At 40.3% G+C, this 25236-nt stretch carries 24 protein-coding genes and 1 riboswitch; of the genes, 8 read left to right on the top strand and 16 right to left on the bottom strand.

Annotated features, from left to right (window positions below; translation table 11 throughout):
- Nucleotides 1–262: 262 nt before the first annotated feature.
- Complete coding sequence (locus tag BUB71_RS13435; protein ID WP_073155390.1) at nt 263–802, top strand: NAD(P)H-dependent oxidoreductase; 540 nt, start codon at nt 263–265, stop codon at nt 800–802.
- A 246-nt stretch (nt 803–1048) separates the two neighbouring features.
- Here BUB71_RS13435 and BUB71_RS13430 read toward each other — a convergent pair whose 3' ends face one another.
- The 4 genes from BUB71_RS13430 to BUB71_RS13415 all read right to left on the bottom strand — a co-directional run bounded on the left by BUB71_RS13430 (nt 1049) and on the right by BUB71_RS13415 (nt 4257).
- Nucleotides 1049–1411, bottom strand: coding sequence for a winged helix-turn-helix transcriptional regulator (locus BUB71_RS13430; RefSeq protein ID WP_073155387.1), 363 nt, complete (start codon nt 1409–1411; stop codon nt 1049–1051).
- Nucleotides 1412–1714: 303 nt separating this feature from the next.
- Entirely contained in the window at nt 1715–2134 is a 420-nt protein-coding gene (locus tag BUB71_RS13425; RefSeq protein WP_073155381.1) for a hypothetical protein, read from the bottom strand.
- 868 nt (nt 2135–3002) lie between these two features.
- On the bottom strand, nt 3003–3404 hold the full coding sequence (locus BUB71_RS13420) for a DUF1259 domain-containing protein (RefSeq protein ID WP_139279104.1): 402 nt from the start codon (nt 3402–3404) through the stop codon (nt 3003–3005).
- A gap of 505 nt (nt 3405–3909) precedes the next feature.
- Nucleotides 3910–4257, bottom strand: a complete 348-nt coding sequence (locus tag BUB71_RS13415) for a winged helix-turn-helix transcriptional regulator (protein WP_073155374.1) — start codon at nt 4255–4257, stop codon at nt 3910–3912.
- A gap of 153 nt (nt 4258–4410) precedes the next feature.
- On the opposite strand from BUB71_RS13415, the gene BUB71_RS13410 reads away from it, so the two are divergent.
- Entirely contained in the window at nt 4411–5259 is an 849-nt protein-coding gene (locus BUB71_RS13410; RefSeq protein WP_073155371.1) for an NmrA/HSCARG family protein, read from the top strand.
- Nucleotides 5260–5365: 106 nt separating this feature from the next.
- Here BUB71_RS13410 and BUB71_RS13405 read toward each other — a convergent pair whose 3' ends face one another.
- The 6 genes from BUB71_RS13405 to ptsG form a co-directional block, all read right to left on the bottom strand.
- A complete protein-coding gene (locus BUB71_RS13405) occupies nt 5366–6133 on the bottom strand; it encodes an SDR family oxidoreductase (protein ID WP_073155369.1) in 768 nt (255 codons plus the stop codon).
- A 115-nt stretch (nt 6134–6248) separates the two neighbouring features.
- A complete protein-coding gene (locus tag BUB71_RS13400; protein ID WP_073155367.1) occupies nt 6249–7079 on the bottom strand; it encodes a MerR family transcriptional regulator in 831 nt (276 codons plus the stop codon).
- An 866-nt stretch (nt 7080–7945) separates the two neighbouring features.
- The gene (locus BUB71_RS13395; RefSeq protein WP_073155364.1) at nt 7946–8434 is read right to left on the bottom strand and encodes a PTS sugar transporter subunit IIA; all 489 of its coding nucleotides are present in this window, start codon (nt 8432–8434) and stop codon (nt 7946–7948) included.
- 150 nt (nt 8435–8584) lie between these two features.
- Nucleotides 8585–9382 carry a MurR/RpiR family transcriptional regulator gene (locus BUB71_RS13390; protein ID WP_073155362.1) on the bottom strand — a complete coding sequence of 266 codons (798 nt, stop codon included), beginning with the start codon at nt 9380–9382 and terminating at the stop codon, nt 8585–8587.
- A 216-nt stretch (nt 9383–9598) separates the two neighbouring features.
- Nucleotides 9599–10312: an N-acetylmannosamine-6-phosphate 2-epimerase gene (locus BUB71_RS13385; RefSeq protein WP_073155360.1), complete on the bottom strand. Its 714-nt coding sequence runs from the start codon at nt 10310–10312 to the stop codon at nt 9599–9601.
- Nucleotides 10305–11849: a glucose-specific PTS transporter subunit IIBC gene (gene ptsG, locus BUB71_RS13380; protein WP_073155357.1), complete on the bottom strand. Its 1545-nt coding sequence runs from the start codon at nt 11847–11849 to the stop codon at nt 10305–10307. The genes BUB71_RS13385 and ptsG overlap by 8 nt, the downstream gene beginning before the upstream one ends.
- 200 nt (nt 11850–12049) lie before the next feature.
- Here ptsG and yhfZ point away from each other — a divergent pair, with 200 nt between their 5' ends.
- From yhfZ to BUB71_RS13350, 6 genes are all read left to right on the top strand, one after another.
- A complete protein-coding gene (gene yhfZ, locus BUB71_RS13375) occupies nt 12050–12967 on the top strand; it encodes a GntR family transcriptional regulator YhfZ (protein WP_073155487.1) in 918 nt (305 codons plus the stop codon).
- A 107-nt stretch (nt 12968–13074) separates the two neighbouring features.
- Nucleotides 13075–13443, top strand: a complete 369-nt coding sequence (locus BUB71_RS13370) for a PRD domain-containing protein (protein WP_073155354.1) — start codon at nt 13075–13077, stop codon at nt 13441–13443.
- A gap of 2 nt (nt 13444–13445) precedes the next feature.
- Nucleotides 13446–14606 (top strand): alanine racemase, encoded by a 1161-nt coding sequence (locus BUB71_RS13365; protein ID WP_073155350.1) that lies wholly within the window; start codon nt 13446–13448, stop codon nt 14604–14606.
- Entirely contained in the window at nt 14607–15800 is a 1194-nt protein-coding gene (locus BUB71_RS13360; protein WP_073155347.1) for a phosphopentomutase, read from the top strand.
- Between the two features lie 12 nt (nt 15801–15812).
- Nucleotides 15813–16178: a DUF2620 domain-containing protein gene (locus BUB71_RS13355; protein ID WP_073155343.1), complete on the top strand. Its 366-nt coding sequence runs from the start codon at nt 15813–15815 to the stop codon at nt 16176–16178.
- Nucleotides 16179–16216: 38 nt separating this feature from the next.
- Nucleotides 16217–17503, top strand: a complete 1287-nt coding sequence (locus BUB71_RS13350; RefSeq protein WP_073155338.1) for a YhfT family protein — start codon at nt 16217–16219, stop codon at nt 17501–17503.
- A 67-nt stretch (nt 17504–17570) separates the two neighbouring features.
- On the opposite strand, the gene BUB71_RS13345 is transcribed toward BUB71_RS13350, so the two are convergent.
- The 6 genes from BUB71_RS13345 to BUB71_RS13320 all read right to left on the bottom strand — a co-directional run bounded on the left by BUB71_RS13345 (nt 17571) and on the right by BUB71_RS13320 (nt 24937).
- On the bottom strand, nt 17571–18785 hold the full coding sequence (locus tag BUB71_RS13345; protein WP_073155336.1) for an MFS transporter: 1215 nt from the start codon (nt 18783–18785) through the stop codon (nt 17571–17573).
- A 1694-nt stretch (nt 18786–20479) separates the two neighbouring features.
- Entirely contained in the window at nt 20480–21004 is a 525-nt protein-coding gene (locus tag BUB71_RS13340; RefSeq protein WP_073155334.1) for a 1,2-dihydroxy-3-keto-5-methylthiopentene dioxygenase, read from the bottom strand.
- A gap of 20 nt (nt 21005–21024) precedes the next feature.
- Nucleotides 21025–21636: a methylthioribulose 1-phosphate dehydratase gene (locus BUB71_RS13335; RefSeq protein WP_073155333.1), complete on the bottom strand. Its 612-nt coding sequence runs from the start codon at nt 21634–21636 to the stop codon at nt 21025–21027.
- Entirely contained in the window at nt 21633–22295 is a 663-nt protein-coding gene (locus BUB71_RS13330; protein ID WP_073155332.1) for a 2-hydroxy-3-keto-5-methylthiopentenyl-1-phosphate phosphatase, read from the bottom strand. The genes BUB71_RS13335 and BUB71_RS13330 overlap by 4 nt, the downstream gene beginning before the upstream one ends.
- Complete coding sequence (locus BUB71_RS13325) at nt 22292–23527, bottom strand: 2,3-diketo-5-methylthiopentyl-1-phosphate enolase (protein WP_073155331.1); 1236 nt, start codon at nt 23525–23527, stop codon at nt 22292–22294. The genes BUB71_RS13330 and BUB71_RS13325 overlap by 4 nt, the downstream gene beginning before the upstream one ends.
- Nucleotides 23528–23593: 66 nt before the next feature.
- Nucleotides 23594–23708, bottom strand: a riboswitch (SAM riboswitch).
- 53 nt (nt 23709–23761) lie between these two features.
- The gene (locus BUB71_RS13320) at nt 23762–24937 is read right to left on the bottom strand and encodes a pyridoxal phosphate-dependent aminotransferase (RefSeq protein ID WP_073155330.1); all 1176 of its coding nucleotides are present in this window, start codon (nt 24935–24937) and stop codon (nt 23762–23764) included.
- Nucleotides 24938–25236 lie beyond the last annotated feature (299 nt).

Raw genomic sequence — 25236 nt, 5'->3', positions numbered from 1 at the left:
CGGCAAAGTTCCATTTCGGCGTATCTAAGCGGAATGACAGCTGAAGCAGCATTTTCCTTTCGAGCAAACTGTTCGAGTCTCCTCAGACGCCAAGGTTTTGATAGGATTGATTGACCATAAAATTCCAAGCATAGGGAAAGTACTTGTCTAGCTGCTATTAGTATGTTCTAGCATACTAGGTCAGAAACAACTAAGTACTTCTCTGATTTTTATCAACCATACATAATAATAATATCAATTTGTTGAAAGGATGAAATGATTTATGAAAATGATGGTTATCATTGCACATCCAAACTTAAAGGACTCACGAGCCAACTCTGCAATGGCAAAAGAATTGAGCAATCATTCGACCATTCAAGTACGAAAGTTATATGAGGAATATCCAGATGGAAAGATCGATATTGAACGTGAGCAACAACTGTTGCTAGGGGTTGATCGGATTGTTTTACAATTTCCTTTCTATTGGTATAGCTGTCCGCCGCTTTTAAAAGAATGGTTTGATCAAGTTTTAACTTATGGATGGGCTTTTGGCCCTGGTGGTGAAGCGCTAAAAGGAAAGGATTTTATTGTTGCAACAACAACAGGAGGTCCCGAAAACGAATATCGATCAGGTGGAAGAAATTGGTTTACGATAAGCGAGTATCTGAGACCGATCCAGGCGACGATTAACCGTTGCAATGGTACCTTTCTTCCTGCCTTTGCCACTTATAATGCCGATCGAGCAACGGGTGCTGCTCTAAAAGAAGCAGCTAAACGATATCTTGATCATATTCTGGCACCTGCCGAAGCCCTATACCGCTAAGAATCAGCTTTCATCATCTAACGCAAAAGATAAGATGATTCCGCTCTCTTATATACCTATGTGGGGTATATAAGAGAGCGGAAAGACTTCAATATGTTAAGATAGGTAATTCTCTTGCGTGATCTGTGAACGATTACAAGCGGAATGAATCGGCACATTCGTAACTCGTGAACGCAACCTTTCAAGTGGATGATCAGATAAATGGAGTAGGAAGTCCGACGAATAAAAGAATTGAAGAACTAGCCTCTATTCTTTCTTAGAGGCTAGTTTTTTACCATGAGCCTGAACTGAATGTCGCTCGATTTGAGTACTTCCCCAATCGCACATCCTCTTTAAGATAGGAAGCAAAGTTTTACCATGTTGAGTAATCGAATACTCAACTCGTGGTGGAATCTCTGGATATACATTTCGACTGATTAAACCATCTCGTTCCAGTTCTCGAAGTTGGGTAGTTAGTACCCCTTGCGTAACTTCTGGAATAATCCGTCGGAGTTCTCCAAAACGTTTGGTTCCTTCTTGGATGAGAATAAACAAGAGTAGTGGTTTCCATTTTCCACTAATTAAATCTATGGTAAATTCAATCGGATACCGATAGTTTTCTTTTACCACCTGATCAGCTCCTTGCGAAGTTAAATCGATGTAGATATAAATTGTTGTCATAATTACTTAATTTTACATCTACATATGGATTGCCACAATCATTCGATAAGATTTCATGCTTTGCTTAGTAGAAATTTAAAAATTGGCGAAACCCGTTGCATAATGTGCAGCGGGCATTACACCTAGCACCGTACAAAAAGCACTTCTGAATAGATTTTCAGAAGTGCTTTTTTCAGTCTAAGGAGTGCTTGATAGAACTTCTATTCTCCAAGAATGAAGTGGATGATTATTTCTTAGTATATGTGAGAATTCTTATTTCGCTATTGGGGTAGGAAATGGTTCAGCTTTTTTTAAGTTTTCACCGTCGTTTTGCATCCAAAATTTAGCAATATTTAGAGCATCCTGTTTACTATTATTCCATACAAATACCATTACATAATCAGGAATTCCTTTATTAGGGTTTCCTCGCCACCATGTTCCATTTTCAGCTTCTTTGAATTTAGTATAGTTGTCTTCTAAATATTTTTGTGTATATTCCTCTTCTGTTTTGCTACCATCAGGTGGTGTATCAGGAATCGATGGGTTCAAACCAGGTGGTTCTCCAGGGATTTGGTGAGGTGCTTTGGAAATGAACAGTCCAGAGCTAGCCGATGATCCTGTATCTGCAAAAGCTGAAAAAGGGACTAGCAAAGAAAAAGCAAGTAGTGATACAAAAATCAGGGATTTTTTCATAAGGGCCTCCTTTGATGTCAAACAGGTAAATAATAGTTATTGACTGATAGCTGTGTTTAATAGGAGTTTTAATAAAAATACCATGAAAGGGGATTCTTTTAAATATATTTAATATAAAATCTCCGATAAAAATTGTTTTGCGAAGTCATGTAATACTTCTATACATGATATCTATTGAGGATGATTAGATCTCATCTAAGGATTGCACCATATCAATTGAGTGATCTACAAATCCGCTGATCCCTTAAAGAGGGGATTATGATCTGTTTTTGTTACCACTTTTCCGTTCACATCTCTAATGAACAGCACATATGTATTATTCTCCTTTGCAGAAATAATAGGTTTGATGACTCAAATATTCTACGAAGTAAACAAATCATAACTAGCAACAGATTGTGTCCAAAACAAGAAAGCGATTTGGGAAATTAGACATTTTAGTGAATAACGGTGCTGAACAATGGAATATATTTCGACAACAAAACTTGACCGAACGTTTCAAAGGGTAACGAGCAACGATTTAATTACTCAGCAACCAAAGGGACCATACTAATCCCTGCTTCTTTTCTTGTGAGCAGGTAACCAGTTGGGATAGTAAATTTTCGATGAAACGTGCTGGATAACCAATAGAAATAGCACCAGCTCGCATGCTCTGATTTTTCTTTGGTTGATCGCTCCATTGGCCCCTTTGACTTTTTGGTTTTTCGATTATATATACAAATAATTAGCGTTTCATGTATAAGTAAATTTCAATAATAGAAGTAAAATGCTGATTCAGACTGTAGTCAAGAATAACTATGACAGATCTCCGGTCTGAATTTCCATTAAACCTAATTTTCAAATGGAATATGATTCTTTTGTTTTAAAATATTTAATGAGTGATTAACTTGAGTGCTTCAGCTGTTTTTCTTGCAAATGTAATTGGATTTTCGACGGATTGCCAATGAATAAACATCATACGAGGTTTATCAAACAACCAATGATTATGCAGAGCTGTTACCATAATATTTCGTTTGCGTAATGCGGAGATAAAAGGGTTAACGTCTTGTTGTAAAATATGCGTTTCCCCAAGGTTCAATGCCCGCCCTTTTCTATCCATAGATTCAAATGAAAATAAAGCTGCCAACGTCAAAGCAGATTTAGACCTTCGACCTAAAATCGTTACCCTATGAGGAATGATGCGGGTTACTGTACAAACACCGTTTACAATTTGAGGAGTTCCACCAAGTATTGTTGCAAATCTCTGGCAAAGAGGACCAACTGTTTTTTTCACTTCATATCCTCCTATTCAATTGGATTCCATTTACGATATGAATGAAATAAGAGGTGTGAAACTGTCATTTGTCTAACAATCATCAATAAGGTTCCCTATACTTTTATAGTTTCAAAAATCCAAATAATATCACTGAGGAAGATACACTGGGGATTTTTCTCGTAAATAGCCATGATGAAAAAGCGTTTGGTAAAAATACCAAACGCTTCAGAGTGTAGACCTTCCTGCTAAAGCAGGTTTGTCTACACTCTGAATCTGCTTGTAACAGCAGATTAGGAAAAGCTCTTATGATATGAATTTTCTTTACATATGAAAAGATTAGCCATATGTTTTAGCGAAGACACGATATCTGAAGGCAGGATCTCCTCATAAAAGCCTGTGTCATTCAAAAAGATCCACTTACGTAGGTAGTTTAAATCCTTTGAACTGTGGATGGTCGATGCTGTACTGCGTCGATGTGTTTGCAAGCGCAAAGTAGTGTCATCAATTTGAATACGTTCACTGCTTAGTGCATCTTCTCTTGTATACCATTTCCCCAAGCTTCTCCCCATTTCCTCATCTCAACAATTACATCTCTAAATGCTCTGCCTTTATCTGTTAAAGAATATTCTACAGTTACTGGTACAGTAGGGATGACATTTCGATGAATAACTCCACTTTTTTCTAGGTGCCGTAAAGTGTCTGTTAAAGATTTGGTACTAATGTTATCTAAGCTTCTCCTTAGTTGGTTAAAGCGTTGCGGCTGATGACAAAAGAGCTGACCCAGAACTAAGAATGACCATTTTCCTCCAAGCAGACGAAGTGCTTGTTGAATAGAAAGAAAACATTGCTCTTGTTCTAATTTGATTTCCATCTTTTTACCATCCTTACGAAAATATAGTTGGTTTCTTATATGAAATTATATATAAAAATATTGCCTACTTTAAATAGTAATCTAATAAAAATAAAATATCATATAGTATAGTAGAGACTCAATTGCTTCAATATCATTGAAAAAGGGGAAACGATGATGGCAGCAAAAACAATTTTAGTGATCGGGGCAACAGGTCAACAAGGGGGAGCAGTTGTAAGACAACTCCTTACAACCGGATGGAATGTTCGGGCATTGGTACGTGATCCACATCAACCAACTCCCCAATCACTTCAGAAATTAGGTGTTACAATCATTCAGGGTGATTTAGATGATCCTATCTCGGTTCAATCAGCAATGAAAGATGTATATGGCGTTTTTAGTATGCAAGCATTAGATCTTCATAATCTTGATAAAGAGTTGAGCCAAGGTAAATTGGTTGTCGATTCTGCAAAAAATGCAGGTGTTTCTCATTTGGTCTATAGTTCTGTGGCAGGGGCGAATCGGCAGACAGGCATTACTTCATTCGAAAATAAAGGAGTGATAGAACAGTATATACGTAAATTAGATATACCTTTTACCATTCTTCGACCTGTGATGTTTATGGAAAACTTTCGTTTTACTCTGCAAAAAGTCGATGGTCAGATTCAGCTTGCTTATAAAGGGGCACTTGAAACAAAAGTACAAATGATTGCTGTCCATGATATTGGTGTGTTTGCCAGAATTACATTTGAAAACCCAAATCAATATATAGGAGAAGTGCTCGAAATCGCCGGAGACGAACTTACAGTTAATCAACTGATTGAAAAGTTTCAAAGGTATTTCTCGATGCCTGTACAATATCAAGCGTCGCCTCCAAAATCATCTCATGAACATGATGGAATCAAAGCTTTTCAGTTTTTTATGCAAGAGGGTTATCAGGCTGATCTTGCATATTTACAGCAATTACACCCCACGTTATTAAGCTTGGATACTTGGCTAAAAGAATCGAATATAAGTTTGTAGTATAAAACATGATGTATCTAACACTTATAGATCTCTTCTAAGGAGTTTATGTATTAAGAGAAGAAAGGTAGCAAGGACTACATGATGACCCTACTACCTAGCTTTTTTAAAGATGAGCGCCTCCTGTGGCATCGATCATTTGTCCTGTGATCCATCGAGCATCGTTAGAGGCAAGGAAACTGACAATATCGGCAATATCTTCAGGCTCGCCAATTCGACCTAGCGCAGACATTTCACTTGCATGTTGCTGTCCTTCTGGCGTATGAAGCCAAGCAGCGTTCACATCTGTATCCACAATTCCTGGTAAAACGGCATTAGCTGTAATGTTACGTGGTCCTAGGAGTTGTGCAAGATTAAGTGTAAATGTATTGATAGCCCCCTTGGTTAGGTTATAAGCCATGATATGAGGATAGGCGATACGTGTTACACCTGATGATATATTGACGATTCTACCTCCATCGCGAAGACGTGTGAGTGACTTTTGTACTAGGAAGAAAGGTGCTTTAACATTAACCGCAAACAATTGGTCAAACATTTCTTCCGTCGTTTCTTCGAAAGTTTCAGCAGTGCCAATTCCTGCATTGTTGACTAATATGTCAAATTGCTTACTGTCTGTCCGTTGCAGTAATTCCTGATCGAAAGATTGAAGTAGTTGCTCTACGCCGTCAAGGGTGTTTAAAGGAGCTCCAATTGCAAATGCTTCTCCTCCATCCGTTTTAATCTGATTTACCACTTCTTCTGCTGCTGCAAAACGGCTACCATAGTGTACCGCTACTAATGCCCCTTCTTTTGCTAATCTGAGTGCTATCCCTCTTCCGATTCCTCGGCTACCCCCTGTAACAAGGGCAACTTTCCCTACTAGATTTTTACTCATGTAACTCACTCCTTTGATTTGGTTGATTCTAATTTACACACTCCATCATGGTGGAGAGTCAAGGGCCGCTTTTAAAAAAATTCACCCCTTCATCGCTCTGAATGAAGGGGTGAATTTATAGCTTTTCAACTGGGATTAATAATTCGGTAGTGAGTAGCTTTCCATATATATCTTTATCCGCTGTAAGATAAATTTCTCGAATAGGTGCCTGATCGGTTGGACGATAGCCATTTTTAGAGATCCATGTAGTTAGCTGCGATTGTGCCAAGCAAGCTGTTTGATATGGGTCGCATAAGTGTACATAAGAAGCTGCTTGCGGTATTTCAGGAAGTTCGTAGATTTTGATACGATCACTATCAGGGATTTCCTTGGCTAGGGGAATCGCAACTTCTAAGTCAACCATATCTTCATGATCTCTTTTATGGTGATGTTGATGTCGTAATATATGCATGGGCCGATTTTCGTCTTCTCCTTGAAGTTGAATATACTGTTTGAGCTCATGTAAAAGGAGGCAGAGTTCTACTTGTGGAATCTGATCACGGATGGAAGCGACAAGTTGTTTTTTTACATTGCGCACCACAATGGAAGAAGACGAAACTTGTTCATCTAGTTCTTCTATACATCGTAAACCAGTATCAAGCTCATTTAATTGCCGTTGTGCTTCCTTGATCACTTCTGTTAACTCATGCTGCTTTTCAGCTAGCGATTGTTTTACATGGGGAAAGGATATATCCTCGGCTAATAGTTGTTTAATTTCTTCTAATGTAAAGCCTTGTTTTTTCAAGGCAATAATGCGCTTAATCTTTAGTAATTGACCAGCGGAGTAATAGCGGTAACCCGAATCCTGGTCAATCATCGCAGGTTTCAGCAAATCCCGCTGATCATAGTAGCGGAGCGTTTTGATGGGGACACGACTCATTTTGGAAAAAGAACCGATTTTAAACATAGGTTTGCTCCTTTCGTACAATCCGATCACATCAAAAATATTATCAAGAAAGTTAAGTAGGATCAATATTACTGTATTTTTTAACTAGTATAGAAACTCATTAGTAATTTAATCATACAAACGATTGTATATTCGAGTGGGATGATTTTGGGAGATTTACATTTGCTTCATATGGCATATTGACACGTGTTCTCACATAATGGCTGAGGGCAATTGGTGTTAAACAGAGATGATTCAAAAAAGATATGTTTATTGTGATATAGGAGTTATGGTTGAATAATATGATGGATGCTTGTTATGAGCATCGAGATGGGCTTAGTGGTTGACAGATTAACAACAGTAAAACGTGTTAAAAAATAAAATAAGTTCGATCTCATCAGCATAAAAAAGAGATATGGTTCAAATCATTTGGTCTATTTGATATAGTATAAATGAATGGAGAATATGCTCAGTTCGGGAGGTTTATCGACCCAACACGAGATCAATTGTTGTGCTTTTGATGCTACTCATGTGGTTGTGAATTGAGAGGGAATGAGATCCTATGTGTGACAAGTGCAAACAGAAAGAGTGGATGATCACCATCGGTGGTAAGAAGCTTTGCCAGGATTGCTACGACAAGGAGACCATCGAGAACTGATGACCTGATGAGTTTCTAGTGATGGCTGTGACCATGGGGGTGTGCCCCATGGTCACGTGGTATAAATTGAGGGAAAATTTGCAAATCTATAGACATCTAAAGTCTGAATAGCCATTTTTCGGAGCTATAAAGGGACAACGACATTTCATATCGTCTCGTACCAGTCACTTGATATCAATTGTATCTTCTATCGTGGAAGACAACAATTGAAATGAATCGGAATATTTAACTAAATTTGGATCAGTATGGTCTTACCTTTGGTAACCTCATCTTGTGCTAATACTTCGACAGACCGATCACCTTTGGTATCTGTGATCACAACAGGGGTTACAGTGTTAAGTCCTTTTGCTTGTAACAAATCGAGCTGAAATCGGAGTAGAGGTTGACCGACTGAGACTCGCTGTCCTTCTTCGACGAGTGTTTCAAACCCTTCTCCTTTTAACTGTACAGTATCAAGTCCAATGTGGATCAAAATCTCTACTCCTTGTGGCGATCGAATGCCGATCGCATGTTTCGTAGGAGGAATGGTTACCACTTCTCCTTCAATTGGGGCAACTACTTCTCCTTCAGCCGGTTGAATGGCAACGCCATCTCCTAGCATCTTTTCTGCAAAAGCAGCGTCTGGAACTTGATCAAGTGGGACAATTTGACCAGACAGCGGTGCAAAAAGAGTCTCTTTGCTATTAGAATTGGTACGCCCAAATAATTTTTTAAACATACTACCCTTCCTTTCTTGTTTGCGTTTCAACTTTCGCCTTGAGGCAACCCCATTCCTTTATAGAGATTACTTGACTATTAAAGCGATGTAAGGAACAATCAACTTGTGATTGATTCGATTGATATGACGAATCATGAATTTTGTAATCGATCAGCTTCTTCGATTATGGATTGCATCGACTGTCTCTAAATAAAGTGCTTCTCGCTTCTGATCTGCAAGAAAATGAAGACTGATTCTATCAATTAAATAGAGTGTACTCATATCTAGACCCGTAAGTATAAAAGTATTTCGCATAGGATGAACCGTCCATAAAAATTCATCCGCTATTTTTATGAGAGGGGAATCACCATATGCAGTAAAAGCAATTACTTTGGCACCTTTATCTTTCACTTTTTGGATCGATTGCAACAGATCAATCGTTTGCCCCGAGCGAGAAAAAGCGAGGACTAAATCACCATCCTGTAAAAGTGTGCTACGAATAACCATCAAGTGAGGATCAGTGATCGATTCAGAGATAAAACCCATTCGACTGAGACGATAATTTAACTCTTGGGCAGCTAGACCTGAACTGCCTAGTCCATAGATAAAGATTCGCTTTGCGTTCTGGATCAGTTTTAAAACATTTTGGAAACGCTTATGATCGATCAATGACTGTACATCTGTTAGCATATCCCGATAAGAAGCGAGTAGTCGCTGTTCGATTCCTGTACTTGGTTTTGGATCAGCACCACTAGCTAGCTTCACTTTCATTTCAACAAAATTTTTGCAAGATACCTTTTTGGCAAAACGTGTAATGGCACTGATAGAAACGCCTGTAGCATCCGCAAGTTCCTGTATATGCCCTCTTGAAGTCTCTTCAGGGTGGGCTAGAATATAGTTGGCGATGCTTTTTTCCTTATCGGATAAAGATGAGTAAATGCTTTGGATTTCATTTAAAACCGAGGACATGCGTCAAACTCCCTTTTTATCCCATTGTCTGATGGAAGTGAATCGATTTCAATCCTACATTGAAAGGATTTGTTTGTTCATTTAAGCATCGTATCGTTGAACTTGAGCTGTGAGAGGGCGAGAGACGTATCGAGTAGATTTACGATCTCTCACCACTTCGCCTAAAGAACACGCTTGAACCTGAATATCGAATCTAGTGTATATGAGATCAGCTCGTTATCGCTGTGTTTCTGCAGTAACAGTGTGGTTTTGCTTAGAGATTTGCTCAACAAAACGAGCAGTAATTTGGTGTGGGCGAGTGATTGCTCCTCCCACTACTACGGCATGTGCGTCCAGTATTAAGGCTTTTTGTGCCATTTCAGGTGTGATGATGTTCCCTTCAGCAATGACAGGAAGAGAAACATGGTGTAATACGTGTTTTAAGAATGAAAAGTTACTGTCATAGAGCTTCTGTTCTTTTGTTTGATCGGTGTACCCATATAAGGTAGTTGATACACAGTCAAATCCGAGTTTCTCAGCATATCGTGCCTCTTCGACTGATGATATATCTGCCATCAGTTGGATGGCTGGATTTTGTTTGCGAACATATGTGACCAGATCAGCAAGTTGTATACCACTAGGTCTTTTTCGAAAGGTGGCATCCATTGCGATCATATCACAACCGCTTTCGAATAGCTCATTCAGCTCTCTTTTTGTAGCTGTTATAAATACATCACTATCTTCATAATTCCTTTTGATAATTCCGATCACAGGTAAAGCTACCTCTGCTTTGATCGCTTGAATATCTGCTTGTGAATTTGCTCGGATGCCCGCAGCTCCGCCTTCTTGAGCGGCAAGAGCCATTTTGGACATAATATAGGAACTATGAAGTGGTTCATGCTCTAACGCCTGGCAGGAAACGACCAAGCGCTGATTGATTTGTTTAAGCATATGATTCCCCCACAATTTCTTCCACTTCATTTTTAATGATTGTGACCTCAGGACCATAGATTACTTGGACGCCATTTCCTTTTTTGACAATTCCGCGCGCACCCGTCTGTTTAAGGAGTCCATCATCTACTAATTGGACATCCTTCACTGTTACTCTTAAACGAGTTGCGCAACAATCAACATCTTGTAAATTTTCTTTACCACCCAGACCCTGAATAATTGTGTTGGCACGCTCACTCTGACTTGTGATCTGTACGCTGGCTTCCTCAGTGTCCTCTCTTCCAGGTGTTTTGAAATTGAATTTTTTAATTAGGAATTTAAATGAGAAGTAGTATAAGAAGAACCAGAAGATCCCAATAATCGGAACCATGACCCAGTTGGTCTTCGCATTTCCTTGCAGGATGCCAAAGAGGATGAAGTCAATAAATCCACCTGAGAATGTTTGACCGATTGTGATCTGAAAGATATGGGCAAGCATAAAGGCCAATCCATCAAAGAAGGCGTGTAATACATATAAAGCAGGAGCGATAAAAAGAAAAGAGAATTCGATTGGTTCTGTAATGCCGGTTAGAAATGAAGTGAGCGCGGCAGATGTGAGCAGACCGGCAACGAGCTTCTTATTTTCAGGCTTAGCAGCATGATACATAGCTAAGCAAGCGCCGACTAAACCAAACATCATCGTAATAAAACGGCCAGACATAAAGCGTGCTGTACCGATATAGAATTGCTGTATATTGGGATCGGCCAACTGTTCAAAAAATATACGTTGTGTTCCCTCGATCAGCTTTCCATGGATCATCATGGAGCCGCCAAGACTCGTTGTCCAAAATGGCATATAGAAAATATGGTGGAGTCCAAAGGGTCCAAGCATACGGAGAACAAAGCCATAGATCAGTGTTCCGATATATCCAGTCGCCTCGACTAGACCACCCATTTGAAAGATACCTTTTTGGATGAAAGGCCAGACAAAAAAGAGGATGATACCAAGAAAAATAGCGGCAAAAGAAGCAATAATGGGTACAAATCGTGAACCACTGAAAAAGCCAAGGAATTTGGGCAATTGCTTTTTGTTATAGCGATTGTGAAGCCAAGCGGCTAATATTCCCACAAGCACCCCACCAAAAACGCCTGTTTCTAACGTTTGAATGCCCAGTATAGAACCTTGACCCACTGCAGCTGGGTTTTCTGTATTGAGCTTCCCTGTAATAGTCAGCAAGGCAGAGATGGTTGCATTCATGACGAGAAAAGCAAGTACGCCTGCTAATCCGGCTGTCCCTTTATCTGTTTTTGCAAGACCGATCGAAATTCCAATGGCAAAAAGGAGCGCCAGGTTTGCAAAGACAACAGTACCTGCACTAGACATGATCGTAAAAATAGATTGAAGCCAGCCAATATCCAGAAAAGAATATACCTTTACTGTATTTGGATTGGAAAGTGCCCCTCCAATTCCTAATAGTAGACCAGCCGCAGGCAGTACAGCGATAGGAAGCATAAATGATTTACCAAATTGTTGTGCTTTCTCGAAGAAAGTACTCATCAAAAAACCTCCTTTATGAAAATTATTTTCATATATCATAAAATATCTATGGACAGAAAGCAAGAAAAGGCTTTCATTTTTTCACCATCAAATCCGATTGTAGATTTTACTTGCATATGAAATAAAAAAGAGCTACACTAAAGAAAATCCAATATACAAATATCTGTATATTGAAGGTTAGAGGGATCAAGTTGGAGCAAATGCTTTTAACAAAGTATGGATTCGCTGCCCAGAAAATAGCTCGAAAGATGCTGACAATCGAAGTGAATCAGCGGATTCCCAGGATTAGTGACTTTGCGAGCGAGTTATCATTAGGCAGAGGTACCATCCAAGGCGCTTTACGTTTCTTAGAAGAGAATCAAGCGATTCGTGTAGAATCGCGTGGACACTTAGGGACATTTTTATTAGCAAAAGATAATCATAAGCTCCTTCAATTTTCAGGGATTGGTCAATTGATTGGTGCGATGCCATTACCTTATTCGAAGAAATATGAAGGCTTGGCAACAGGATTAACAAAAGCATTCAAAAAAAAGGACTTACCTTTTCATCTGGCTTATATGCGTGGATCATTACCCCGTGTAAAGGCAATGCTAGATGGTAGATACGATTTTGCGATTGTCTCGCGATTGGCGGCTGAACTAATCTGCAAACAGGATCCAGCCGTTCAGATCGGCTTAACTTTTGGACCTTTTTCCTATGTATCTGGTCATTCGATTTTCCTTTCTCATCCTGAATATACCCGAATTGAAAGTGGAATGAAGATTGGGATTGATCATACTTCAGATGACCAGAGAGAGCTAACGCTTGCAGAATGTGAAGGACTAGATGTTACATTTATTGAGCTAAGTTATATGAATCTCTTAGATATGCTAGAAATCGGACAAATCGATGCAGCGATCTGGAATAAAGATGAAGTAGGAAGAAATGCTCCATTGATGAAACAGATTCCTTTGAGCCGTTCACATGCAAAAAAGATTGAACAGAAGATAACAGAAGCATGTCTCTTGATTAAAGCGGAGCAAACAGAACTACAGACGATTCTTTCTATGTTATCAGTGGAAGAAATTTTAGAGACACAAAAGAAAGTCGAGACAAAACAAATCTTGCCCCATTATTAGCCTATGCTGCGATTCGCGCAATGTGGATGATTCTAATCTGATCTGGGGGATTAGAATCATCTATCCAATTAAAATACAAAATACTGTACTTTGTAAGGAAGATGACAATGAAATATGCAAATGATCGGCTAGCTTTTCTGCTTAAACAGGAAGTGATCACCCCTTTAGCTTATGATATAACGCTGCAAATAATTCAACAGCTTCAAATCAATACGCCAAGTAGACATGAAGCGGCTGAGATGATGTTAACTCATCTGGCGATGGTCGTAACTAGGATCGAGCAGAATGAAGCGCTTCCTCTTCCCGCGCCTGGAATTGAAGAGGAGGTGAAGAGCTCTCCCTATTACAGTCAGGCAAAAGAGATGTTTGAAGCGATACAGGCGAATTTGCCTTATGTCCTTCCAACTCAAGAACACGGATTTATCATGGCACATCTTGCTAATTACTTAGCACAGGTCGATACAAAGGAGGGATAGGCATGTTTACTGATGTAATCAAAAGGCGAAATCCGTCTTTATTAAAAGCTTCTGTGATGCTCCATCAATCGGGACAAATCCCTCCCAATACGTATGTAGTTGATTTGGATGCACTAACACACAATATCCAAAAACTATCCCTAACAGCAAAAGAACATGATTTTCAGCTTTATTTTATGTCAAAGCAACTGGGTAGAAATGATTTTATCGGTCGTTGGATTAGTCAACATGGAATTGATCAAGCCGTAGCAGTCGATTATGATGAGGCGCGTATTTTAGCAAAATCAGGCGTAAAAATCGGTCATTTGGGTCATCTTGTACAGCCTGGCAAAAATGAATGGGGGCATATTTTAAAGCAGATACAACCGCAAGTTGTGACGGTTTTTTCAAAAGAGAGAGCAGCTCAGTTATCTGCTAAAGCGATCCAGCATGGGCTGGTGCAGGATGTTTTGCTGCGAGTCGTTCAACCAAATGATGAATATTACCAAGGTCAGGCAGGTGGTTTTACTTTAGAGGAACTATCAAAGGTAATACCTGAACTGAACAAACTATCTGGGATTCGCGTTGTAGGGGTTACGACTTTTCCTGTTTTAAAGCTGAATGAAACACAGACCGAATATCTGTTTACCTCAAATCTAGAGACTTTATTGGCAGCGCGTGACCTTCTGCAATCTTTTGGAATGAATGTGACACAGCTAAATGGGCCTAGTGCGACATGTTGTCATACGATTCCCATGCTGAAGCAACAGGGGATTACACATGGAGAACCAGGACATGCATTAACAGGTACAACCCCTCTTCATGCAGCTTTGGATCTAGATGAGTTGCCAGCGATGGTATATGTCACGGAAGTCTCCCATTTTTATGATGACCATGTTTATGTGATAGGAGGAGGATTTTATCCTCGATCTCATATGAAAGGTGCATTTGTAGCACGTCACCCTGATCAGATTCTTCATCATTATCATCGAGTGACAGAAGATTATAGAGGAGATCATATTGATTATTATGGTGAGTTGGAACGTAAAGAAGATACAGCTATTGGAGATACGGTAGTCTATGCTTTCAGAACACAGATTTTTGTTACGCGCGCACATGTTGCTTATATCCGCCATATCGACCAAAAACCTGAACTTGTTTATTTGCAGAGAAGAGGGACATAAATGGGGAAAATAACCTTACTCGTCCTTGATGGTTTTGGAATCGGAGCGATGGAAGATTGCCTACAGATTCAGCCTTCAGATCTAAATGCTCATACGTATAAACATATTCGTGAACAAGTGTGTTTGCAGATCCCTACTTTATATCGTTTAGGATTGGGACGACTTGTCGATGATCAGGGTGTCCCTACGGCAGCCTTTGGGCGTAGTAAATTGGCGCATTATGGAGCAGATACTTTTATGGGCCATCAGGAGTTAATGGGCAGCAGACCAGGCAAACCACAGAAGCGGCTGATGATGGAAGTAGGAGATCTATTTGAGCAGGTACTAAAGCAAGCTGGATATCAAGTGACACATCCTGTTTCAAATGGGAGTGTGTTGTTGGTAAATCAAGCTGTTGTCATTGGTGATAACCTTGAATCGGCATTGGGCAATATTATCAATGTGGTCTGTGATTTAAACCAGATCTCTTTTGCAGAATCGATTCAGATCGGAAAGATGATTCGTCAGCATGTTGATACAAGTCGAGTGATCGTTTACGGAAATCAAAAGACAAATATTGAACGTATTCTCGCAGCGGTTAAAGAGAAAAATCCCGGACAATGGGGTGTCGATAGCCCAAAAGCAGGCGTTTATGGGGAAGGTTATCAAGTGATGCATTTAGGTTATGGAGTAGACTACGAAAAGCAATTTCCAACACTTGCCGAACAATTTGACATCCCTGTATATCGAATTGGAAAAACAGCCGATGTAGTGCATGGACGCGGTTATGCAGATCCGGTTGTTCAAACTTCCGAGGTATTAAAACGCTTTCAAAAGCTCTATGAAGAGGAGAAGAAAGCTGCGGCTTTTCTAGTCAATGTCCAAGAGACCGATTTAGCAGGACATGCCGAAGATGTGACATGGTATCGGTCAGTACTGGAAACAGTCGATCAGTTCCTAGACTCATTTATTCCACTGCTTCAAGACGATGATGTACTGATTATTACGGCAGATCATGGAAATGATCCAACGATAGGACACTCAAACCATACTCGTGAATATACGCCGATTCTAGTGATTGGATCAAAAGTTCAACCGGTTTCAATTGGAACACGTTCAACAATGGCTGATATTGGTGCGACGATGAGTCAGTTTTTCCAATTACCAAAGCCTGAGTTTGGAACCAGCTTTTATGAACAAATTGTAATGAAATAGGAGATGAATACCATGATGAAGTTTGCCATTGGCGGTCAATTAACAAAGAATGAGATCAAAGCGTATGTCGAGCAGCATGCCAGTCAACAAGCAGTGGCTGATATTTTTACCGATGTAGAAGCGGCAATGTTAGTGAAAAATGGAACTTATGACTATTACGTTGGAGCATGCCAGAGCGGTGCAGGTGGTGCATTAGCAATGGCTTATGGTGTCTTAGGTCGCGATAAATGCGCGACGATCTCGATGGCTGGTCGAGCGCCTAAAAAGGAAGTTGTTGAGGAAGCCGTTAAAAAAGGTGTGAAGGCATTTGGTTTTACCAATGATCATGTAGAACAATCGATGAAGCTGCTCTTAGATACCTTACTTGAAAAAGAATAAAAATCGACATAGTCATAGTAGAAATGGGAGGGTGAACCATGAACTCGATGCAAATAATCAAGATTATCATCTTTGCAATCATGGGTGGATATGCATCATTTCTCGCCAATCGGGCGATTGCTGTCTATCATGATGGTTTGCGACCTATTATGCCTGAGTTTCTCAATGGGAATATGAAACGCAGAGAATTGGCAGCAGTCTCCTTTGCGATCAGTATTGGTTTTATTACAGGATTCGCCATGCCGATCACCTTAGCAACAGGAATCATTGTGATTCATATTGTTTTACTTGCAGCGGATATTATTGGAACATTTTTCTCCAGTTCGATCATTGCGACAATCGTAGGTACATTATATGGAGGAATTGTCACCGTTACATTAGATGCGATTATTAAAGGCTTTAAGCATCTACCCGTTAATTTCCTCGATGCATTGGCTTCTGTTGGTGATCCAATTGTCTATGCTTTTGTCGCTTTCCCTGCATTGGCAGTAGGATATCAATTTGGTAAGAAAAAAGGTTTGATTACATTTCTGTTCTCACTAGTAGCGCGAATTGTGGTAGAGAAGATAAATCCGCTTAAAATTGGTGGAAGTGAAGTCTCCCTCAGTCCCGAAGGGATGGCGATGCTAGTCGGGATGATCTGCTTAATCGTGATTGCTGCAAGGGATAAGACGAAAGAGATCGATATGGGCGAAGGGGTATTTGCAGAAAACGCCTCGCGAATTCGTAAAAATATCTATTATCTATTGCCGATGGGGGCGATTTTGGCCATTGCCGCTAGTTTCCATTGGATCGCAGGTGAGCCCATTGCGGGAGCGTTGTTAGGAAAAGGAGATATTACCTCTGCTGCCATTGTTGCCATTGTATCAGCAATTGGATTTTTACCTTTGATCGTTACCACTTCTTTAATTAGTGGTGTCTATGCTACAAATGGTTGGTGTGATTGGCTGATCGGAATTGGCTATTTATCAGGCAACCCATTATTGGCTGGGGTGCTAGGTGCTTCAGCGATGGGGGTTGAGGTGCTAAGTCTAGGGAAAATCGGTCGTTTTCTCAATAAATTCCCTGCGCTAAAAAATTCAGGGGATAATATTCGAAATGGGATGACGCAGATTTTAGAAGTTGCCTTATTAGTAGGTGGAATGAACGCTGGGAATCAAATTTGGGCAGGAACGGGCTTCTTTGTTGTTGTATCACTCTATGTGTTAAATGAAATTGCGGGAAGACCTGTAATGAGATTAGCGGCTGGTCCTCTAGCTGCGATCATCGTCGGGATTTTGGCCAATGTTTTAGCATTGGTAGGACTTTATACACCTCCATCATAAGGTTGTTTTCTAACAGTCCAAAATGATAACGTTAACATATGCCGTCCATCACTTAAGGACGGCATATTTACTTTTGATCAGGTATGAATGCATGTTTTCGATTGCGCCAGACTGTAAAGAGTCCGATCAGACTAAGTAGTACGAGCGCCCAAGGAAAGGTTCCTGCTCCAACATAATCTAGCAAGAGACCACCTACCATGCCACCTGCAGCAATTGATAAGTTAAAAACGGTTACAAACATCGACATGGCTACATCAGCATTCTCTTCGGCTGTGTCAGCAATGGCTGTTTGCAATAATGTAGGACCTCCTCCAAATGTAAGACCCCAGGCAGCGATTCCGATATAGATCAGCAGTGGGACTGAAACGAAGATACCCAATACCAATGCTGCAACGGCAAAGCTAGCAAGACTGATCAAGGTAAGTGTACGAAGTCGACCATCAATGAAGAGACCTGTGATCCAGATGCCAACTAATGATGAGATACCAAATACCAGCAGAGCAATATCTAATCGATTTGCAAGACCTGCATGCGCCATAAAGGGGGCGATGTAGGTATAGAGGATATTATGAGCCAAAACCCAGACAAAAAGTACAAATAAGATGGGACGAACGCCTGGCATAACAAAGACTTGACGAAGAGATTTTCTTTGAGCTGCCGCTTGTCCAGGGAAATCAGGTAATAAAAAAAGCATCCAAATGATTAGCCCTAAGATAATCATCGAAATCAAGCCAAAGATCATTTGCCACTCTATAAACTTGCCAAGCCAAGTTCCAAGTGGTACGCCTAAAGATAAAGCGAGTGGCTGCCCCACCCCTGCAATGGCTAACGCCCGCCCTTGTAAGTGCTGTGGAACCATCCTCCGCGCATAGCCTGCAAATAATCCCCAAATTAGAGCAATCGACATGCCAGCACCAAACCTGACAATAAGAGTTAATACATAGTTAGTTGATAGAGCCGTGATTGTGTTGAACAAAAATAAGCCAGCAAGTGCGAGGATAAATACCTTTTTACGCCCCCAACTTCTTGTCAGAGCGATCAATGGGATTGCTGAGACCATCGCGCCGATTGCAAATAATGTGATCAACTGCCCCACTAAGGCTTCTGAGACTTGGAGGTCTCTACTAATTTGAATCAAGAGACCTGCTGGCATAGTTTCCGTCATAATCGCGACAAAACCGGCCGCTGATAAGGCAATCAGCTTCCATAATGGGAGCTGATTGTTTTTTGATAAGTTTTGAGGTTGGCTAGTTGATATACTGGATTGAATTGTATCTGACATAATAATAAAGCCTCCTGTTTAAATAAGAAGAACATATAGAAGGTGATAAGATATCTTGGAAGTATTCACTTGATATACTGTTGTATATGTTTAATTCCGTCAAAACCGTCAGAAATACTTTTATTTGTTATAAACCGAAACTCTTCCATTGTATCGTGGATCGCTTTCTAAGTCATCGCTTTGTAAATTCCAAAATCTGTATGATGTCAAATCAAGCAGATATCAAAATCGTTAGGGCTTTCTGATAATCTGCTTATAATGAATAAGAAAAAACGGATTTCAACTTTTCATTTGGAAAAATGAGTGAACAGCCAAACATCCTTGCAAGCTTAAGTCGGAGCGTCGACGTGAACCATGATCACGAGCAGATCACATAACTTTATCTACAAGACTACAGCCCTATGTGAGAGAAGGGGGCACATAGGGCTCGTTTATCGTATATAGAGTTATTCTTATCTTCACAGTGACGATGGTTGTCACTCTATGATCGTATATGGTTTGAAAGAAGGTATATTTATCATTATATTTCAATATAAAGTAGTTTATTTGATTGAAGCTAAAAGAACGCTCTATAGTTTTATAAATAATTGAGACTTAATCATGCAGGTCTCCATCACCGCCTATACTCACATTTACACCTCCTTTGTTGCAGGTGTTTATATAAATCTCAAATTTATTAGAATTTTCCAATTTTAATAATAAATCCCTCCCTTCTTCGCAATTGAGAAGTTTATATACATGTGAGCAGTATGGGTTTCTATTAAGTTTTTAGTATTTTTATGCATACAAATGAAAAGAGGAGTGGCACACTTAACTTGAAAGTGAGTGATACCACAACTCTTTCAGGCATATCTCTATCATCATACACTTACTAGGTAGAAGATTTCAAATAGTGGATAGCCATTGATCGCTTTTTCTGTGTTCAATTGCAATTATTTGCTAACTCTTAATAGAACTCTCCATTTGCTGAGCGCAATCATAACAAATGACACCTGAAAAATGGTCAATGCATGTTGAACATAGGGGGCACTCCACATTTACATTGATTGATGGCAGGTTGTTCAGCGTGATAAAAGCAGTCCAAGATTATATCTTTTTACATACGAGTTCCGTTCTAGAATCAAATTCGCATTTAAAATGTAGCAATGATTGACTATTATTTCAATATGATATATTGGGTCAATTTTGAGTCTAGTAACATACCAAATGAACAGGATAGAATGTCCTATTATAGACTATTTTCAAATGGGTTGGAGATAGTACGTTTACTCACTTGGCATAGGGATGACAAAGCTCAGCTCGTGTCAGAGAGTGATGCGAACGTCTTCAACCTTGCTTTTATAATGTATGAGTTTGGTAAGGAAATCATCTCACTGCGGTAGAGGGCTTTTAAGATAGCTTTCGCCCAGTAGAAGGAGTCGCTTACGGATCAATGCCGATTTATGATTGATTAAATTCGGTGTACCGACTCTACTCTTCTGAGAGTATGGATGGAATAATTAAAAACGGCTGCTTCATTAGCAACCGCTTTTACCACCGACTACATGGCAACTGTTTTGGCGAAACATCCATTGTAGTCTTCACGTCTCTATTCTAAAGGCGTTGACAGGGACGCAGTGCGTCCCTTATCTGATTTAGTATAGCAAAAACAATTTTCTGCAAAGTCTTTTACATTTCTCTACCGAGGCAGGCGCTTATGATTCTTTATCGTAGATGGGTACCCAGCCCTCTTTACCTTTAAATATACGAATCGCAACGACCTGGCGATCATCCATCAGCGTAAAGTAATGACGGTAACCCTCAGGTACAGAAATTAAATCACCCGCTTCTAATTCTACATCTGCAAAGCGACCATTTGGTCCTTGGATGGCAAAGATGCCATGTCCACTCACGATAAAACGGACTTCATCATCAGAATGGTGATGTTCTGCTAGGAAGTTGGTGAGTAGCTGATCTAGATTAGGTGTTTGTGGCGAGAGGGAAATCACATCTTCTGTTACATAGCCACGACGTGCAGATAAATCATCAATTTCACTTCTGAAGGTTTGGATTACTTCCGCTTGTTCTTGTTCATTTAATTGATAGTTATCCCGTAAGTGGGCAGGTAGTTTTGTAATATCCCATTTTTCATAAATAACCCCTTGGCTTTCTAAGTATGCGCTCACTTCCGCCTGATTTTCCACTCTTTCCTCTGTATCATGAAAACGTAATTGTGCCACCTTAATTCCTCCTTTATTTTTTATGCAAATTGTCTAAGTTTTAGTTCATATGAGCATAAGAATTCAAATGCTTCAAGATGTTTTTTAGCCGTAAATGCATCTTTACCCCAAACGGTAATCCCATGATTGCGGATTAAGACGCCATAGCTCTCAGCGCTGATCGCTTGGGCAAAAGCTTGAGTTAATAATTCCATATTAGCATGATTTTCTATGATTGGTAGAGTAATTTCACCATCTTGATCCCAGATTCCAAATGCTTTAATCAGTTCCTGATTGCGAAAAGTGATATATCCTTGCTCTGCATACAGTTCAGAGATGACATTATTATCAACGGTGTGAATATGAAGACAGCAACCTGCATCCGTTTGTTCATAGACCTGGCAGTGTAGACTTGTTTCAGCAGATACGCGCAGCTCCGTTTGATAAACAGGCTGCCCCTGTTGATCGACCAATATAAAATCTTCCTCTGTACGTTTGGTTTTGTCGATTCCACTTGCTGTAACGAGGAAACGGCGTGGATTTTCATCTACTTTAATAGAGAGATTTCCACTAGTACCAGGAAACCAGCCTCTAGAGGCCAGTTCATCTTTTACATCAGCAAGTTGATCCCAATAATTTTCAATGAGAATCATGTTGTGATCTTCCTTTCTTGCAAGTCAGCAAGAATATCATAAAAAGTAGTAAATGGTGTATAAGGAATTTGTAGTTCTTCACATTTTTGCTGTAGAAAATCGCGTGCATAGACATGATCAGCTTGTTTGCTTGCTTCAAAATCAGTAATCGAGTCGCCAATCATGATTTTTTCGTATTGATCACTGGGAAAACGGCGGAAAAGTGATGGTTTACAACAGCCACAATCATTCTGACATTGATCATCACAAGGATAAGGCCAATTAATTTGAATCCGTTCACCAGAGAAGTCACCTTCATTGCAGAAAATGGAAGCTGTTGAAATGAAATTTTTCAGTACCGGATAAACAAAAAAGTCGACTCCACCACTCACGATGTAGAAAGGGATTTGTTCCTCATTGACATATTGAACCAATTCTGCAAAACCTGGACGGATGTGGGCATTTTCTTGGACAAATTGGACAATCTCTTCTTTTAAATTGCTTGAGAGCAACTGAAACATCTGCCCAACACCATTTTTAATCGAGATTTGTTCAGACAGGATGGCATCTTTGATCGGTTCCCATTCTGGTGGCGCAAAGTGTTTCATCACCTCAATGATGTTGTCTGTATCGGTGACTGTACCATCAAAATCGCAAAAGATCAGGAGTTGTTTGCTCATTTTTGCCCACCCCATTGTCTGAGCGCTGTAGCGAGTTCAGGATGTTCTTTTGCCGCTTGGGATAATGGAATGTTTGCTTGCGCAGCAGTGATTGCCTGTCGAAAGGCACGTCCGCCTGCTGCTGCTCCTTGCTCATGTCCATGAATACCGCCGCCTGCATTGATTACAGAATCAAGTTGAAAGTCTGCTAGCAGTTGAGGGACGAGCGCGGGATGAATGCCTGCCGATGGTACAGGGAAAGCAGTCTTCCAACTAGCGGAGTCTTGCGTTAGCTCCTTTGCAATTCCTAAAGCTGCCTCTTTGGCAAGCGCGACACTTCCATAAGGAGAAGGAAAGAGAACAAGATCAGCACCAACAGCACGAAGGAAACGACCAAACCAAAGGGAATGAGAAACGCCGTAAAAAGTGGATGATGTTACTGCACCACCAAAGGCTGGATGGGCCAAGATGGGTATATTGATTTCTGGATCTTCACTTAGCGCTTGTAAAACATCAAGTCCATAAGTAAAAACGTTGAATAAGAGAGCATCTGCACCAAGTTCGACCGCTTTTTTTGCCTTGTCTAATAGTTCAAAAGTATGTCCAGTCAGATTCACAGCATATAAGGTGCGTTCGCCTGTTTGTTGTTCTGTTTCATTCAATACTGCACGTGCTACGCGAATGCGTTCCTCAAAAGGAGTAAGTGTATTATCGAACAAAATTTCATCATCTTTCACAAGATCAACACCGCCCAAGGCTTGGGCACGAAGTTGTGTTTCAAAGAATACAAGGTCTCGTCCGATGATACTTTTGAAAATACTCATTAATAACGGGCGGTCAAATACCTGTAGTCTTTCACGTACACCGTTAACCCCAAGTTTCGGTCCAGGGAATTGCTTTGCCAGTTCTACAGGGAAGTCTAGATCGATTAGCTTTACTTCACCATCAAGCGATAACTTACCAAATACAGTGGTAAGGATCGCAGGTAAGTCAGCAGAGAAATTACGTGTAGGATAAGCGATTTTGATCAAACCTTTGATTAGTTCCCGATCAAAGTATGTGTCAGCTTGCTGATCAATGGGTAACTCTTCGATGGAGACGACTTCACCCTTATATAAGCGTAATTGTTGTTGATCAATCGCAGGTAAGTCTGTCCAAGAACCGACAGTTAAACCTAGTGCTATACTTTCTGCTTTTTTCGCAAGATTTTTCTTTTGATCATAGACCAAATAGGTCGCTATAACTTTACTCACCAGTTCGCACTCCTTTTAACATCAAAAAACCTCCACCAGAGGAAGAGGTTTATCACGATCCGCTTCCTCTCATCTTTCAGCCTGTCATGACTGCAAGAATTAGCACCGTGTTTTCTACCATACAGCTAAACCGGTTGCCGGGTTTCATTGGGCTTGTCCCTCCACCTACTCTTGATAAGAGAAATACAATTTATATTGATTTAGTAGGAATTATGGCTGAAGTGAATCGGTTTGTCAATTGAAAAATGTACCAGATTTGATTCGTTCAACTGCTTCCATTAATCGATGCTCATCTGTTAACAGCCCTACACGCACATAGGAGTCACCGGTCTTACCAAAGCCAATACCTGGAGCCACCGCAACATGCGCTTGCTCCAGCAGTGCTTCAGCAAACGCTTCTGATCGATAGCCTTCAGGTACAGGTAGCCAACAGAAAAAAGAACCTTTCGGAGCCTTGGCATTCCAGCCAATCGAACGTAAGCCATTCATAAAGGTGTTTCTGCGCTGTTCATAAGTAGTGACCAATTGTTCCACACAAGCTTGCGATCCAAGTAAAGCCGTGGCAGCAGCATGTTGGATCGCGCCGAATAGACTGACATAAAAATGGTCTTGCAGCAGATTGATCGACTCAATTACAGAGCGATTGCCAAGTGCAAAGCCAATGCGCCAGCCCGCCATGTTATAGGTTTTACTCATCGTAAAGATTTCGATTCCAACCTCTTTTGCACCTGCTGTCTGTAGAAAAGAGATTGGCTTTTGCTGATCAAAGCCGATCGCTCCATAAGCAAAATCATGTACGACGAGCAGATCGTGTTTCTGCGCCAATTGTACCGTATCGCTAAAAAATGTAGGTGTTGCAATGCTGCCTGTTGGATTGTTTGGATAGTTTAAAAAAATCAGCTTTGCTTGATCTAGACTTGCTTGATCGATCTGTTGGTAATCAGGGAGAAATTGATTTTCTTCGAGTAGCGGCATCATCTCCATCTTTCCATCGGCGATGGCAATACCAGACCAGTAATCAGGATAGCCAGGATCGGGTACCAATGCCAGATCGCCAGGGTTTAATATTGCCTGGGAAATTTCCACTAGCCCCGTCTTACCCCCAAATAGAACTGCTACTTCTGTTTCAGGATCAAGTGTTACTTGATATTCTCTTTGGTAATAAGTTGCGATTGCTTCTTTTAAAAATGAAAACCCTCGAAAAGGCGGGTACTTATGATATTGTGGATCGCCCGCTGCCTCTTGCAAAGAAGCTACAATATGATCTGGCGTAGGTAAATCAGGATTTCCTTGTCCCAGATTAATCACATCAATCCCCTGCTCTAGATAATGATTAACCCGTTGCACAAGCCTAGCAAAAAATTGCGCTGGTAACTGCTTCATTCGATCTGCTTGTTGAAAATGTACCATATCTCATTCACTTCCTAAGCTCAATTGCTTTGATTGTATCAGAAAGTGGGGCAATTGAAGTAGAGAGAATCAAGTAATTTGTGCTAAGCCATGGTCTTGTTAGTGAAGACATGTTTGTCCTCTAAGTGATCAGTCGTATTACAACAAGAATGAATCTATTCATTCTTCAGCTTGTGAACAAAGTTATGTAATCGGCTCTGTCGGCGACGCTCCAACCCGGGATTGCCATGATGTGTGTCATTAGGGTTCTCTTCAATTCGAAGAATGCATCTATTCATTGTGTATGTATATCACAAGAT

It is taken from the genome of Seinonella peptonophila (assembly GCF_900129355.1).
In the GTDB taxonomy this organism is placed as follows: Bacteria; Bacillota; Bacilli; order Thermoactinomycetales; family Thermoactinomycetaceae; genus Seinonella; species Seinonella peptonophila.
The sequence above is the reverse complement of the archived record's forward strand: the minus strand, read 5'-3'. Positions and strand labels throughout refer to the sequence as shown.

Bases quoted from the DNA above. Each gene is read 5' to 3' on its own strand.
- BUB71_RS13435 (WP_073155390.1), top strand. From the start codon at position 263: ATGAAAATGATGGTTATCATTGCACATCCAAACTTAAAGGACTCACGA.
- BUB71_RS13425 (WP_073155381.1), bottom strand. From the start codon at position 2,134: ATGAAAAAATCCCTGATTTTTGTATCACTACTTGCTTTTTCTTTGCTA.
- BUB71_RS13415 (WP_073155374.1), bottom strand. From the start codon at position 4,257: ATGGAAATCAAATTAGAACAAGAGCAATGTTTTCTTTCTATTCAACAA.
- BUB71_RS13410 (WP_073155371.1), top strand. From the start codon at position 4,411: ATGATGGCAGCAAAAACAATTTTAGTGATCGGGGCAACAGGTCAACAA.
- BUB71_RS13405 (WP_073155369.1), bottom strand. From the start codon at position 6,133: ATGAGTAAAAATCTAGTAGGGAAAGTTGCCCTTGTTACAGGGGGTAGC.
- BUB71_RS13400 (WP_073155367.1), bottom strand. From the start codon at position 7,079: ATGTTTAAAATCGGTTCTTTTTCCAAAATGAGTCGTGTCCCCATCAAA.
- BUB71_RS13395 (WP_073155364.1), bottom strand. From the start codon at position 8,434: ATGTTTAAAAAATTATTTGGGCGTACCAATTCTAATAGCAAAGAGACT.
- BUB71_RS13390 (WP_073155362.1), bottom strand. From the start codon at position 9,382: ATGTCCTCGGTTTTAAATGAAATCCAAAGCATTTACTCATCTTTATCC.
- BUB71_RS13385 (WP_073155360.1), bottom strand. From the start codon at position 10,312: ATGCTTAAACAAATCAATCAGCGCTTGGTCGTTTCCTGCCAGGCGTTA.
- ptsG (WP_073155357.1), bottom strand. From the start codon at position 11,849: ATGAGTACTTTCTTCGAGAAAGCACAACAATTTGGTAAATCATTTATG.
- yhfZ (WP_073155487.1), top strand. From the start codon at position 12,050: ATGCTTTTAACAAAGTATGGATTCGCTGCCCAGAAAATAGCTCGAAAG.
- BUB71_RS13370 (WP_073155354.1), top strand. From the start codon at position 13,075: ATGAAATATGCAAATGATCGGCTAGCTTTTCTGCTTAAACAGGAAGTG.
- BUB71_RS13365 (WP_073155350.1), top strand. From the start codon at position 13,446: ATGTTTACTGATGTAATCAAAAGGCGAAATCCGTCTTTATTAAAAGCT.
- BUB71_RS13360 (WP_073155347.1), top strand. From the start codon at position 14,607: ATGGGGAAAATAACCTTACTCGTCCTTGATGGTTTTGGAATCGGAGCG.
- BUB71_RS13355 (WP_073155343.1), top strand. From the start codon at position 15,813: ATGATGAAGTTTGCCATTGGCGGTCAATTAACAAAGAATGAGATCAAA.
- BUB71_RS13350 (WP_073155338.1), top strand. From the start codon at position 16,217: ATGAACTCGATGCAAATAATCAAGATTATCATCTTTGCAATCATGGGT.
- BUB71_RS13345 (WP_073155336.1), bottom strand. From the start codon at position 18,785: ATGTCAGATACAATTCAATCCAGTATATCAACTAGCCAACCTCAAAAC.
- BUB71_RS13335 (WP_073155333.1), bottom strand. From the start codon at position 21,636: ATGATTCTCATTGAAAATTATTGGGATCAACTTGCTGATGTAAAAGAT.
- BUB71_RS13330 (WP_073155332.1), bottom strand. From the start codon at position 22,295: ATGAGCAAACAACTCCTGATCTTTTGCGATTTTGATGGTACAGTCACC.
- BUB71_RS13320 (WP_073155330.1), bottom strand. From the start codon at position 24,937: ATGGTACATTTTCAACAAGCAGATCGAATGAAGCAGTTACCAGCGCAA.